Origin of the sequence: Gimesia aquarii (assembly GCF_007748175.1) — a bacterium.
Lineage (GTDB): Bacteria > Planctomycetota > Planctomycetia > Planctomycetales > Planctomycetaceae > Gimesia > Gimesia aquarii_A.
Window position 1 is genome coordinate 3,617,911 of record NZ_CP037422.1, and the last position, 13,132, is coordinate 3,631,042.

A 13,132-nucleotide genomic window follows, 5' to 3' on the forward strand; every position below is an offset into this window, starting at 1 on the left:
CTTAACCATGCATTATTGTGTCATTGTGCGGTATTCACTGATTACGATTTCAGTAACATAACTTTTCTTGAGAACTTTATTAATCGCCTCTTTCATCATGCGCTTCATCGTACCCAGTTGAGGATCATTAAGATCCGATAAACTCGATTTTCGAACCACTTGAATGACAGCTTGTTTGACACGTGCTTTACTCTTTTCTTTGACCATGCCACCAAAGTCTGATGCTGCTCCCTCACCAACCAGAGCCACAAGGTTAAATGTAACATGAATTGTTGCCCCTGGTTCAGCGATGTTGTTCGTCACACTGAAATTATCAATGGGGACTTCTGCTGTATCGGTCTGTTCTTCAGCAAGCGGTTCATCTGGAAGCTCACTGGGTTGTTCTGGTGCCAGCAGCCAATAGGAAAGACCGATCTGGAGAGTAATTACAAGCAGCAGTAGCCCGCCCACCTTCAACAACTTTGCTTTTGAGTTATTACCTGAGACAACCGTCTCTTCGGTGGACGCATCTGCTTCCGAATCGACACCAGGATCTTCTGTTTCGGTGTCTGTTGCCACGAGTCTCCTCCTTGAACTCTCGCACTTTGTTTGAGTAAAGACAAATCCTTTGTCTTGTAAACACGTCGCTGCGTACGAACGTTTTATTTCACAGGCACTGATATTTGAAACCAAATGAAACAACAATTTCATTTAGTAGGGTCAAATGTATCGTTCTTAATTAACGATTGCCTGTCTTTGGAGAGACTGTATACTCATCAATCAAAAATACGTCAACCCGACGATTCAAGTATTGTTCTTCTGGATTTCGTGTGATGGTCTGTGGCTCTGCATCACCTGATGAACTGACGATTAGTCTTTCAGGAGCAATTCCCTTAGATTCCAGGTACTCAGCAACATTTTTTGCTCGATAAAACGATAGCTCCTGAGAATCTCGGAATTTTGAGTCCTTTGGGAGAGGTTCAGGAGAAGCATGCCCACGGACAACAAGACGATTTGGCCTGGGTGCGAGAATCTCTGCAATGATATCCAGCTTGCGCTTAATTTCAGGGTTTAATTCAGCAGAAAACCTCCCAAAACTAGCACCGCCTCCCAACGTTACTTCCGTTCCGCTGTTGATGCGCTCTACTGTTTTGTTAGGCCCGCCACCACCAGCAGATTTTTCTTTGCCGGCTTTAGTCCCCCCATCAGAACTTGATCCCTTAGAAGCCGGCTTTTTCTGATTGCTGGTAGGTTCCAAATTTTTCCCTGGTACAGCAGCAGTACCGGGATCTGAACCAAAGCGCTCCCGCAAAGAATCCAGCATGGCGCGCACGCTTCCTTCATCGGTACGAATTTCACTCATCGAAACCAACATGATGAAAAATGTCAACAAGAGAGACATCATATCACCATAGGTGACTACCCATTCTGGAACGCCTGGAGGTCCATCATCTTCCGGCATCGCCATCTGAGAACACTCCTTTTGTCATACAAGAAATCACGACGGTTCCATATATTGTAAGTACGGCATCACGCTGCAGCCTGGCTATCTTTACCAACTCGTTGATCGATAGGAAGGAACGTATTCAATTTCTGCTCGATCACTCGAGGATTATCTCCTTCCTGAATGGCGATCAGGCCTTTTATGATCACTTCCCTCACCTGAAATTCCTGCTTACTATAATAAGCCAGCTTGTCAGCAAAGGGCAGAAAAAACAGATTGGAAACAACAGCACCATATAGCGTCGTAATTAACGCTACGGCCATACCTGGGCCAATGGCTTCAGGATCGTCCATATTCCCCAACATGATGATCAAACCCATTAATGTACCAATCATTCCAAAGGCTGGTGCATAACGGCCCACGGTATCCATCAGAGATTTTCCATTTTTATGTCTGCCCGCAACAGCCTCCATCTCCGTTCTTAGAATTTGCTCCATCAATTCCACATCAGTACCATCGACGGCCATCTGGACTCCCAACAAAATAAAGGGATCCTGAATCTCTTCTGTTTTGGCTTCCAAAGCTAATATACCATCACGACGCGCAATTTCAGCAAATTCCACGATTTGCAGAATGACAGGCCCCAAAGCTTGTTGATTAGGGAAAAATATTTTCTTGACAACTTTTGGAAAAATAAGCATCGCCGCGCCGGGAAACGCAATAAACGAGGCGGCAATAGCCCCCCCGACGACAACAGCAGCAGAGGGAATATCAATAAAGGCTGCAAAGCTTGAACCAGGTGCAATTGCAATTGCCAGTAAGAGCAATGCAATTCCTGCCACAAGTCCACCAGCAGTTGCCTTATCCATTTCTACGAAAATTCCTGAAGAATGATGGCTGTCGGGTAATCTTGAATAAACAACGCTTTAAAAGCCATTGGTCCCAGTCATAAATTGCATTCAAAGGCCAGGTACAAGGCGAATTGCTCTCGAATAGGCAATCGAGCGTTTGACTACTTCTTCGACACTTTCTTTTACTATCAACCGATCATCCGATGTCAGAGTAATAAAAGTGTCTGGCCTGCTTTCGACATACTGGATCAAGTTTGCATTGATCACTAATTCCTCACCATTTAGCTTGGTCAATTTGATCATGCTGCCATCCTCCTTAGCACAGCAATATCTTTGTTCAAATCACAAGGAATCATCATGACGCTCTTGCTATCGTCCCAGAACCAGAAGCTCGTCTACCAATTGTTGCACCGAACTGATCACTCTGGCATTTCCTCGATAGTTAGTCGAAGCCACAATCAGGTCTACCAGGTTCCGTCCGACGTCTGTATTAGACAATTCAATGGAACCAGCACGAATGGTACCTGCACCAAAGTTACCAGGAGTCACCAGGAACGGAGGACCAGAACTGACCCCTTCTTGGAATGTTGAGTTTCCTGATTCCAATAAGCCTTGCGGATTCGCAAAACGTGCTAATGTTACTTGCCCTAAAGTACGAATGATGCCGTTATCAAAGACACCATTAATGATTCCGGTTTCATCAATCACAAAACTGGAGAGTGTTCCCGGATCTGAACCATCTTGCAAGTCTAACTTTAAAGTACTACCAGCAGACTGAGAGGAAATACCAGAAATGTTAGACAGATCAATATTCACATCCATTTCATCTGCCGCTGATGAGACTCGACTCACTCCGAATGTGGTTGGCGAATAGTTGGTCACATTTCCTTTACTATCAAAGGTAATCGTTCCATTAGAAACCGCGATATCACCATCATTATCATCAGCACTTTCGAGGAAATAACGAAAGACCGTATTATTAGACGTACGAGATTCCAGAACACTCGTCATTTTCATGGTAACCGGCTCGCCTAGAGAGTCAAAAATTACAAAGTCAGTAATGGCACTTTCACCATTGGCAGTCTGAGATTTCGTAAATGGTAAAGCGACAGTGGCACCATTCGAAGTTAAATTACCGATGGTCACTGTAATGTCATTTACATCTCCGGCGTTACCGACAATCTGAAACGCGCCTCCCCCCGTGATGGTCACTCCTGGTTGACCTCCAGTACCACCATCATTGGGAATGGCACCTCCACTTTGAATACCTAATGTTGAATCTAAAAAGGTAGCAAAATCTGCGGCAGTTGTACCTGCCCCCACCACCAATGTTAACGGATCAAGGGCTCTTCCCCCTTTGCTGGGCGTAAATTCGAGTGTCTCACCTAGTGTAAACAAGGGAGTTCCGATACTGGCCTCTACGTCCGTCAATAATGTAGCCCCCGTAATGGCAGCATTCGCATTACCGGCATCTGTGAGGGCTCCGGTCGCTAATACTGACCCCAGTGTTCCGATGGTTCCTGTAGGTAAGAGAGCGCCACCGATCTCTACATTTCTGGTGGCCTGAGCAACGTTTAAATCTCCGAGAGGCACTTCAATATCTGTAAGAGTGGTAGTCACCAGATTGAAATCTTCATCAACACCGTATCCCTGAACCCGGAAACCACTCTGATTCGTCAGCAAACTCGAACTGTTCAATTCAAAGTTACCATTTCGTGAATAAGCCTGACCATCGGAACCTTCCAGAATGAAGAAACCATCACCTTGAATAGCTAAGTCTGAAGGACTGGTACTATTGGTCACACTTCCCTGAGTGAAGTCCTTTCGAATCGAAGCACTTAAAGCCCCCAATCCAATCTGACGAGGGTTCGTACCACCATTTGTACTTGTGGGACGTGATCCCACGCTCAAAGTTCGCGACAATTGAGTGGTAAAGAGCACATTAGATGCTTTGAAGCCGTTTGTTCCGGCATTAGCAATATTGTTTCCTAACACATCGATGCTTGTTTCATTAAGAGACAAACCACCGAGCGATGTATTTAATGCAGATGTCAATCCCATGACTACTCCTTGGTCGAATCAACCAGGTTAAAAACCTAATCCTTTGGTTCTAATCGCGCAGCATCAGCCAAAACTGTGCTACAGCTCTACTTTATCTATCGTCTAAACTAAGTCTGATCATGTTCTATTTTTTGTGTTTTTGATTACGTTTACTTTAGCTCATAGTGAAACATGGCTATAAAATTGGAATCAAGCCGCACTTGCAGGCTCTTGAACACTCGTAATTGCGGAGACGGGAAGTTCAGTATCCCCTACTGCTACATAGGCTTTACCATCTCGCACGAAAGCACGGTCAACAATTCCAGCTATAGCAGGCTGATCATCTGCCTGTCCCTCTATTTCTTTACCAATGAGACCAGCCGCCTGGGTGAGACTTTGCCCGAGTGTGATTTCCGTAAGAGTATCTGACAATTCGACATTGGACTGTAATTCTCGCATACTGGAGAGCTGAGCCAATAACTGTTCATTGCCTAAAGGTTCGGTCGGATCCTGGTTTTGCAACTCAGTGATTAATAGCTTCAAGAAATCTTCCGCTGTAAGACCACTAAATCCGGTATCCTCTTTATCAACAACGTTGACTGTTGTTGCACTATTTGTACCACCGACTCCATCCACAGCCATCTTATCACCCCTTTATATCCCTAAATTTATTTAGATTTGTACATCGATTTCTTCTACGCTCTCCGACTCGACTCCTTGTGAACGCACAACTTGTGGGCTATTTTGCTCTACTATCTCAGCATCTTCACGCGTCACAGACTCATCCGTCTGAGCCTGCTCTTCTTGCCACTGATCAGATTCCTCTGAGTTCTCAGAGAACTGATTGGCATCAAAATCATTCCCTGTTTGAGATTGCGCATCCGAATTTGAAGAACGCTGATCTTCGCTCGCATCTGTATTGATATGTACATCGATACGATCAATAGAAACCCCAGTTTTTGCTAACGCCTCTTTCAACTGAGCGATGTTGTCATTGATCACTTTTTGTGCATGATTGTTTTGCACTTCCAACTTCGCCAGGTATTCACCATTTTTCAATGAAACTTCTATTTGTAGTGTTCCTAATTCAGGAGGGCTGAGACGAATTTTGAGTTGCTGTCCCGTGGATTGTGACTGTCGGATTGAGCTACTTATTCGCTCCACTAATTGCTCAACCTGATTCGCATCTACGGTTGGCCCTACAGAAGCCGCAGCTTGATTTCCAGTCACAGTAGCAGTCTGATTAAGCCCTATCTGTTGTGGAACGGGCTGGTTATTTTCATTTGTTGTAGCGGGTTCCTGTGAAATGGAGCCGACTTTTGTAGCATCTGTTTGAGCTCGGCTTTGGATTTCTAAACCTGGATTTAGATTCTGACTTCCCTGGACCGTGGCCACTTCTTCAGTTTGTTGTTCTCCACCTTCAGAGTCATGGGGCGTTTTTTCATTCACAATTTTTGTGATATCGGTTTGTTCTGAATTTACTTCGGGTTGAACTTGCTCAATTACTGTTTCAGAGATCGTTTGAATCGACTCATTATCTAACGTTAACTCTCCTTGGCCAGATTCTTCCGCAGCGGATTCCGATTGCTCTTGATTCTTGGAACGAAGATAACGTTGTTGCAAGACCGCTTGTATATTGACTTCACTCTCTTCCGTAGAACCTGGAGAATGATCCGAATGTTGCGCTTCAAATTCTTCAATAGCTGCTTTTAATTCTTCTGTAATTTGAATTCCAAGAAATTCTTCTGAGTTTAACAGAGCATTTGCTTCAGCAACTGCCTCATCATCTTCAGTCAATGCCTGCAGCGTGTCAACTTTCTGTGAGGCAGAATTCAACTCATTTGTTTCGTCTGTTTGTAGTTGTTGATTGATCTCAGTTTGGGAAGTATCAACGACCTGTTTCTGTAGAAGGTCGGCCAGTCCTTCCGGAATGGGTAATGGCTCTAATGAACCGGTTTCTGTCACTTCAGTCTGCAGACTAAGATCAGTTTGATCTTCAGCAAATTGGAAATTGGCGGGGGGTTGAAGCTCGCCATCACCAATTGTAACTTCCTGAGCCAATTGATCTTCGGTTTGAGTGGCGAATGTTGATTCGAATAGTGAGTAAACTTGCCCCTTTGCTTCGTTTTCGGGCAATTTTACTTCTTGTAGTGTATTGAGGTCATTTTCTTCAATCGACTCAACTGATTTTGAGTTCTCTTTCGACTGGGATTCCTGAGCCGTTTGTGTAGACTCTGATGTTGACTTTGATTCCTGATAGGCTTCGACATTACTATCTCGACGGCTCTCTCGCTGTTGCACTTGACCTTCACGATAATCAGCACTCGATCTGGAATGAGAGTCTGTTTTTGAAGATTTTTTTTGATCTGATTGGAAATCAATGGATCTCGACTCTGGTCCCTGTTTTCGATCGACTGTCGAATCCGATTGTTTCTTAGATAAAGATTCGCTTAACTGTCTGCGATAACTAGAATCTGCACTGCGAGATGATCCCGGATTAATCTCGAGATTTTTTTTCCCGTATTGACTTAAATCAGGTGCTTGCAGGTCGAGAATAGAAATCTTTTGAGAATTAGACATTTCTCAGTACCTCAGATAAGAAAATGATTCTGTTTACAATCGCTTCGCATACTTTTTAGGAGTGCGCAGTGAAGATCACAGTTAGTTTCGACTGTTTCATCAGTATCATTTTCGTCAGAATGAGGTATCAGACATCACGTAAGAATACGTAAAATAAACCAATTTTAGCGAAAAATTGTATTAGGCTTGCGTGGAAAACCTCAATTGTTTTCCGAAAGCTTCCCGAGTGTCTCTTCAGAAAGGTTGCGGAACCGTTCATCCTGCGAAATTTGTTTAAAAATCTCTTTTCCACGTTTTATGACCAGAGGATCGGGCATCACCAGGAATTCTTTTAATAGCTTCGCAATAAACTTCCCATCCATGCCTTTTAGAAGCTCAATATTTTCTTCGGTAGAGAGCTGCATTAAATATTGAACAGCATCACCGGGAGGTAGTGCAACAAGGACACTCTGAGTTTTTTTAGTAGCAGTGCTCTTGCTTTGTTCTTTCATGAGTTTTAGTTCCTCTTCGAACTCTTTCTTCGCTTCTTCAAAATTAAGACGATCTTTTTTTAGCGAATCCGAAGACTGAGTGATGGAACTTTTTAACATCTCAATTTCATCTTCGCGTGATGCCAATTCTAAAATGCGCATCTCACGCTTCAATGTAATCTCGTCGCGTGATGGCGACATGGGAACATCTTCTATAATCGCTACATCATCCAACGACTGCCCTGTAACGATCAGACGGATATCTTTCATAGAATCTGCTGTAAGATGCCCTCTAAACCACAAAAAACCTATGCCCAGTAATTCTGACATAATGGTCGCTACACAAAACACACTGACAATAATGGCTAAAGAACGGATCATCTTAAAACCCTCATTTGTTGAGTTGCTGCCCAGGTTTCTTCCAGCTCAAATGATTCTCTCTTGTTTTGCTCATAAAGAAACTGCTCACGATGCTTATCAGACAGCTTTTCCATTGCTTTCACTTCCTGCTCGGCACTTGCAAGTGCCTGTCGGCAGGCGTGAATCTGTTTTTCTACAATCTTACGATTTGCTATGAGCGTCTGAATCTGAGCCTGTAGTTGTCCGGCATAAAATCGCAGGCTGCTAGTACCATCAATGTCAACGGCACCTTTTGATTGACGTATTCGTATCTCCTGAAACTGTTTTGTCCTCAATTCCTCTAAATTCCGCTTTTGTTGTTTTAAACGTTGATCTGTCTGTATTACCTCTCCCAGTAACTGGCGGCATAAACCTCGTTTATGACATCGCATTTTGAGGACGGACTCAAATTGAAACTGAAATTTTTTCATACTGAACTCGTTATCGCATCTCGATTAACAAAATAGGGAAAGGATAAATCTCACCTATTTTGTATTTCTAACTGTCTCAACTTCCTGCTCGCTTTCAGAGTCATGGCTTATTGACGCGAGTTGTCGCGAGCGAGCTAGTAAATTTTCAAGCCCCTTCGCCGCGTCTTCATAATTTGAATTTTCTGTGCTTCCCTGTTTCAAATATTCATTCCAGAGTGGCTTTAATCGAATTGCAAGATCGACTTCAGGGTTTGAACCCGCTTGATAAGCACCAATCGAAATCAAATCTTCCGACTGTTGATAAGCGGCCATTAGTTTCTTGATCACCGCAGCCGATTCTTGATGTTCAGAACCGGTAATATCATTCATAGAACGACTGATACTTTGTAATACATCAATAGCGGGCCAATGAGATTCATGCGCCAGCTTTCGAGAAAGCATGATGTGCCCATCCAGAATACCTCGAACCGTATCTGAAATCGGTTCGTTGGCATCGTCGGCTTCAACGAGAACCGTATAGAAACCAGTAATACTACCTGAATTAGTGCGACCACTACGTTCAAGTAGCTTGGGCAGGAGGGAAAACACGCTTGGTGGATACCCTCTTGTTGCCGGTGGTTCTCCAGCAGCCAACCCAATTTCTCGTTGCGCTAACGCATAACGTGTGACACTATCCATCATCAGGAGTACATCCTGTCCCTGGTCACGGAAGAACTCGGCAATCGCGGTTGCCAGATGTGCTGCACGAAGTCGAATGAGTGCAGGCTCATCACTGGTTGCCACAATGACAACGCTACGCGCCAATCCTTCAGGTCCAAGATCACGATCCAGAAACTCACGTACTTCGCGGCCCCGTTCGCCTACTAGACACACAACATTGATGTCGGCCGAACTTTGCCTGGCCATTTGCCCCATCAATGTACTTTTACCAACACCACTACCAGCAAAAATTCCCAGACGTTGCCCTTTTCCGCATGTTAAGAACCCATCAATGGTTCTGATACCTGTACTCAAGGGAGAGTCAATCCGTGGACGTTCCAATGGAGAAATTGGTTTCGCTTTCAGGTTTGCACGATGCGATAGCATTGCCTGATTTTTTCCATCAATACAACGTCCCCGACCGTCCAATACTCTTCCAAGTATCCCCTCTCCCACTGCGACGGCAGGTACCGATTGAATCAATGAAACCCGATCCCCTCGACGAATTCCCGTTAACTCTTCATAAGGCAGTAATAAAGTTTCCTCATCCTGAAATCCAACTACTTCCGCTTCGACAGGTCGACCGTTTTCTCTATCAATAGCACAGACTGCTCCCAAAGGCGCCGGGAACCCTGAAACAGAAGTGGTTAAACCTACAATTCGGGTGACCCGGCCTGTAAGACGAAAAGGTACTACCTGTTTTATTTGTTGAGAGACATCAAACATAGATTTCAGTTAGTCCTAATTTTGGATAATTAACTCTTGAGAAATCCTCTCCAATTGAGCTTCAATGGTAGCATCAATGGTTCCATGTTGTGTCTCAATAAAACACCCCCCAGAAGAAATCGATTCATCCTCAATCACTTCACAGGACTGACATCCAGTAAGATTGGTAATAAATGCTTTCGTACCCTCCCCAAGTTGAGCAACATCAGAAGGATTCATATGAAATCTGATATGCTGCGTACCTGATGCCAGCTTGAGAGCCTCACTCATCATTACATTCACAGATTCGGGATGGGACTTGAGTTCGTGGCGAATAAGTTTTTCGGCAATGCAAAGGCAAATATCAACAGCCATAGCGTCCCATGTTTTACGCCAGTTTACCTGCTCATTCTGTAGCCCCTCAACAGCGGCCTGCATTGCAGGATAAATCGTCCCCAGCCTCTCCTCAACACTCCGGCTGGCTATCTCTTCAGATCGGGATTGAATTGATGCTTCCACTTCATGTTGAGCTTCCTCAAGACCTTGTTGTTTACCTGCAAGAAATGCCTCTTGTTTAATCTGTTCCGCTTCTTGATGCGCATCGATAATCATCTGACGTGTCTGATTACGTACATTTAGAATATACTCTTCACAACGTTTTTCAATGTCATTAAAATTATAAGCAATTTTCGAACCCAACGACCGAAATGCTTCAGCCTTCAGTAATTTTGCCGTTTCCAGTTCCACCATGCTGACAACTTTGATTAATAAAAAAATTTTGAGTTCTAATCTCAGCGAGATTACGTTTCTTTCATACGAAATCACTGCTGACAGTGACCTATGTGATATACTGTTCGCTCTCATTTCCGGCGGCGACTTCAATCTCACCTGCATCTTCTAATCGCCGCACACTATCAACAATTTGTTGTTGTACTGCTTCAACGTCACTGACTTTAATCGGTCCTAGATATTCCATTTCTTCCCGAAGCATATCTGCTGCTCGTTGTGACAGATTACTGAGAACTTTCTGTTTAATTTCATCAGAAGCACCTTTGAGTGCGATCGCCCACTGATTGGTATCCACTTCTTTCAACAAGGCTTGAATTGCTTTACCATCCAGTTTGATTAGATCATCAAAGACAAACATCAAACGCCGAATCTCATCAGCCAGATCCGGTGTGTCCTGATCCATACTTTCCAAAATCCCCTTATTCGTCATTCGATCAGTTACGTTCAGAATTTCTGCCACAAGCTCAACACCACCTGCTTTTTCCATTCCTTGACTGAACGTGTTTTTCATGCGATGCTCGAGACTCTTTTCCACATCACGAATTACTTCTGGACTGGTTTGTTCCATGTTTGCGATCCGTTTAATCACATCCATCTGTTTATTAGAGGGTAGTCCAGCCAGAACTTCAGCAGCCAAATTACTTGATAAGTGCGACATAATCATGGCGATTGTCTGAGGATGTTCTTCTATGATGAACGTCAATAGATTCGCTGCACCAGATTTCTGTAAAAACCCAAACGGAACTGAGTTCATGGTCTGATTGATACTGTCGAGAATTGAGCCCGCACCTTCTTTGCCTAATGACTGTTCAAGAAGTTCATTGACTGCATCCAACCCACCTCGTTCCATATTGGTTTGTTCACTACGCAACGCTGTGAATTCATTCAATACACTCGTTTGCTGTTCTTTAGAAACATCTTGCATGCTGGCTATCATCATAGTGACTTTTTCGACATCTTCCTTGGGCATTAAGCTGAGTACCTCAGCAGCAAGCGCTTTATCCAAGCTCAATAACAAAGTCGCTGCTTTTTGTAATTCATCCATTTTCTCGTCCAAAGTTTAATTGAGTTACCAACTCGAATTTCAAATCTACTTTTGCATTATGTTTTCGACTGAATCCATTTGCTTAATACAATTGCTGCGACTTCTGGATTATCTCGTACCAGGAGTTGAACTTCATCACGTTGTGTGGGCTCAGCGGTCGGTTTATCTTCTTCCTCTTCTTGCGGAGAATGTGCTGCCAATTCTGCGAGAGGATTAACTAAGTCTTGATCAACTTCTTTCACTTGAGGCATACTTTTATTGAGCATCCACAGTGCCCAGATCGCAAATAATCCCAAACCAATCGTACTTCCCCATTGGCTCATAAATTCGCCAACACTCTCTGTAATGGGTAACGCGACTTCTGGAACATCAGGATCAACACGTACATAGGAAGTAATACTAACGGCATCAACCGCTGATTGTGAGGGAATGAGTTTTTGCACCTGCTTTTGGATACTTACCTCAACTTCTGTTTTAATAGCATCTGTTGCCTGTTTGAATGCGGCAATATCAGCTTCAGCTTCTCCTTTTTTTGTACCACGTTTAACAGCAACCGCTTCGTAATAGTCCTCTGGTATAGAAACAGAGACTTGCACAGTACTGGGCATGGCTGCCACAAATTCTTTCTCAGTCCAGGTGAAAGATGGGGCGGTAATCGATTCGTTATTCGTTTCAGTGACTTTTTCATTTTTTTCATTACCACGAGCGACAGCTAGAGAATTAGGCTGATTGGAGCGTGCACCTGGTTCTGACTTAACCGGTTTAGAACTGATACTACGTTCGCTAGACTGCTCTTTTGACTGCAAGGTCACTTTGGCATCAGTACTGATTTCCTGCTTTCGCTCAACATATCGTTTCAGATTCTCAACATCGACGTTCACATTCACTAAGACGTCAGGAATGTATGACAGAGAATCATGTATTTTATCCTGATAGTTTTTGGTATGTTTATTGACCCACGTAATGAATTGGCTATCGAAGGCATTATTTTTATCTTCCGTTGTGTAAGATGTCCCCGTCGATTGATCAAATACCGTTACTGAATCAGCGGTTAAATCAGGAACCATCGTAGAAACGGCTGCACGCAGGCTCGTAATTAGTACTGGCGTCAAGTCTCTACCGGGACGGGGTTTGACCATGACTGTGGCAGTTACTTCAGGGGTAGTATTATTCCAGCGTAATCGCTTCTTGGAGCGAGCCCACATCACGCTCGCGTCTTCTATCGCTGGAATGGCTCGAATCATTCGACGCAACTGGTTTCCCAGTGCAATATCACGCATGACCTGCAGTTGGTCCTTGCTGACAAACATACTTGATTTTTCAAACTGTTCCTGCCATTCTGAAGCCCAGTCAGTCGGTAATCCGCCCCCTTCAATTAATGCGGCATTGTAGCGCGGGACTTCATTTTGAGGGACCATGATTCTCTGGCCTTTACGATTAAAATCAGTCAGGCCAGCCCGTAACAGAACTTCCTCTGCATGAATCACTTCCTGAGTCGTAAAGTCTTTTCCGAGCGAAAGAGAGACATAGCTGGAATTGTTATCTCGAAAAAAGAGCACTCCAAATGCAATCATCATCAATAATGGAACTGCCAGCAAAATAGCACGCTGGCTGCCAGACATTGACTGGAGTAATTCGTTAAACTGTTGATATACTTTTTTTATCGTATCCATACCGTGCGACCAATCGACCGATCCGTG

13 protein-coding genes are annotated in these 13,132 nt (G+C 43.9%); all 13 read right to left on the minus strand.

Annotation, left to right across the window (positions count from 1 at the left end):
- Window positions 1–12 precede the first annotated feature (12 nt).
- The gene (locus tag V202x_RS13915) at window positions 13–558 is read right to left on the minus strand and encodes a flagellar basal body-associated FliL family protein (RefSeq protein ID WP_145175829.1); all 546 of its coding nucleotides are present in this window, start codon (window positions 556–558) and stop codon (window positions 13–15) included.
- Window positions 559–718: 160 nt separating this feature from the next.
- Window positions 719–1,447 (minus strand): flagellar motor protein MotB, encoded by a 729-nt coding sequence (locus V202x_RS13920; protein WP_145175832.1) that lies wholly within the window; start codon window positions 1,445–1,447, stop codon window positions 719–721.
- A 62-nt stretch (window positions 1,448–1,509) separates the two neighbouring features.
- Complete coding sequence (locus V202x_RS13925; RefSeq protein ID WP_144986864.1) at window positions 1,510–2,292, minus strand: motility protein A; 783 nt, start codon at window positions 2,290–2,292, stop codon at window positions 1,510–1,512.
- A 90-nt stretch (window positions 2,293–2,382) separates the two neighbouring features.
- A complete protein-coding gene (locus tag V202x_RS13930) occupies window positions 2,383–2,577 on the minus strand; it encodes a flagellar FlbD family protein (protein WP_145175835.1) in 195 nt (64 codons plus the stop codon).
- A gap of 66 nt (window positions 2,578–2,643) precedes the next feature.
- Window positions 2,644–4,335, minus strand: coding sequence for a flagellar hook-basal body complex protein (locus tag V202x_RS13935; RefSeq protein ID WP_145175838.1), 1,692 nt, complete (start codon window positions 4,333–4,335; stop codon window positions 2,644–2,646).
- A gap of 189 nt (window positions 4,336–4,524) precedes the next feature.
- A complete protein-coding gene (locus V202x_RS13940; protein WP_145175840.1) occupies window positions 4,525–4,956 on the minus strand; it encodes a flagellar hook assembly protein FlgD in 432 nt (143 codons plus the stop codon).
- Between the two features lie 30 nt (window positions 4,957–4,986).
- Window positions 4,987–6,894 carry a flagellar hook-length control protein FliK gene (locus V202x_RS13945; RefSeq protein ID WP_145175843.1) on the minus strand — a complete coding sequence of 636 codons (1,908 nt, stop codon included), beginning with the start codon at window positions 6,892–6,894 and terminating at the stop codon, window positions 4,987–4,989.
- 200 nt (window positions 6,895–7,094) lie between these two features.
- Window positions 7,095–7,745, minus strand: coding sequence for a hypothetical protein (locus V202x_RS13950; RefSeq protein WP_145175847.1), 651 nt, complete (start codon window positions 7,743–7,745; stop codon window positions 7,095–7,097).
- Window positions 7,742–8,194 carry a flagellar export protein FliJ gene (locus tag V202x_RS13955; protein ID WP_145175850.1) on the minus strand — a complete coding sequence of 151 codons (453 nt, stop codon included), beginning with the start codon at window positions 8,192–8,194 and terminating at the stop codon, window positions 7,742–7,744. The genes V202x_RS13950 and V202x_RS13955 overlap by 4 nt, the downstream gene beginning before the upstream one ends.
- Window positions 8,195–8,248: 54 nt before the next feature.
- On the minus strand, window positions 8,249–9,619 hold the full coding sequence (locus V202x_RS13960) for a FliI/YscN family ATPase (RefSeq protein WP_145175853.1): 1,371 nt from the start codon (window positions 9,617–9,619) through the stop codon (window positions 8,249–8,251).
- 15 nt (window positions 9,620–9,634) lie between these two features.
- The gene (locus tag V202x_RS13965) at window positions 9,635–10,297 is read right to left on the minus strand and encodes a FliH/SctL family protein (protein WP_197992862.1); all 663 of its coding nucleotides are present in this window, start codon (window positions 10,295–10,297) and stop codon (window positions 9,635–9,637) included.
- Between the two features lie 139 nt (window positions 10,298–10,436).
- Window positions 10,437–11,432, minus strand: coding sequence for a flagellar motor switch protein FliG (fliG, locus tag V202x_RS13970; protein ID WP_145175859.1), 996 nt, complete (start codon window positions 11,430–11,432; stop codon window positions 10,437–10,439).
- A gap of 56 nt (window positions 11,433–11,488) precedes the next feature.
- Window positions 11,489–13,105: a hypothetical protein gene (locus V202x_RS13975; RefSeq protein ID WP_145175862.1), complete on the minus strand. Its 1,617-nt coding sequence runs from the start codon at window positions 13,103–13,105 to the stop codon at window positions 11,489–11,491.
- Window positions 13,106–13,132 lie beyond the last annotated feature (27 nt).

Bases quoted from the DNA above. Each gene is read 5' to 3' on its own strand.
- V202x_RS13920 (WP_145175832.1), bottom strand. From the start codon at position 1,447: ATGGCGATGCCGGAAGATGATGGACCTCCAGGCGTTCCAGAATGGGTA.
- V202x_RS13960 (WP_145175853.1), bottom strand. From the start codon at position 9,619: ATGTTTGATGTCTCTCAACAAATAAAACAGGTAGTACCTTTTCGTCTT.
- V202x_RS13935 (WP_145175838.1), bottom strand. From the start codon at position 4,335: ATGGGATTGACATCTGCATTAAATACATCGCTCGGTGGTTTGTCTCTT.
- V202x_RS13955 (WP_145175850.1), bottom strand. From the start codon at position 8,194: ATGAAAAAATTTCAGTTTCAATTTGAGTCCGTCCTCAAAATGCGATGT.
- V202x_RS13940 (WP_145175840.1), bottom strand. From the start codon at position 4,956: ATGGCTGTGGATGGAGTCGGTGGTACAAATAGTGCAACAACAGTCAAC.
- V202x_RS13945 (WP_145175843.1), bottom strand. From the start codon at position 6,894: ATGTCTAATTCTCAAAAGATTTCTATTCTCGACCTGCAAGCACCTGAT.
- V202x_RS13975 (WP_145175862.1), bottom strand. From the start codon at position 13,105: ATGGATACGATAAAAAAAGTATATCAACAGTTTAACGAATTACTCCAG.
- V202x_RS13925 (WP_144986864.1), bottom strand. From the start codon at position 2,292: ATGGATAAGGCAACTGCTGGTGGACTTGTGGCAGGAATTGCATTGCTC.
- V202x_RS13930 (WP_145175835.1), bottom strand. From the start codon at position 2,577: ATGATCAAATTGACCAAGCTAAATGGTGAGGAATTAGTGATCAATGCA.
- fliG (WP_145175859.1), bottom strand. From the start codon at position 11,432: ATGGATGAATTACAAAAAGCAGCGACTTTGTTATTGAGCTTGGATAAA.
- V202x_RS13950 (WP_145175847.1), bottom strand. From the start codon at position 7,745: ATGATCCGTTCTTTAGCCATTATTGTCAGTGTGTTTTGTGTAGCGACC.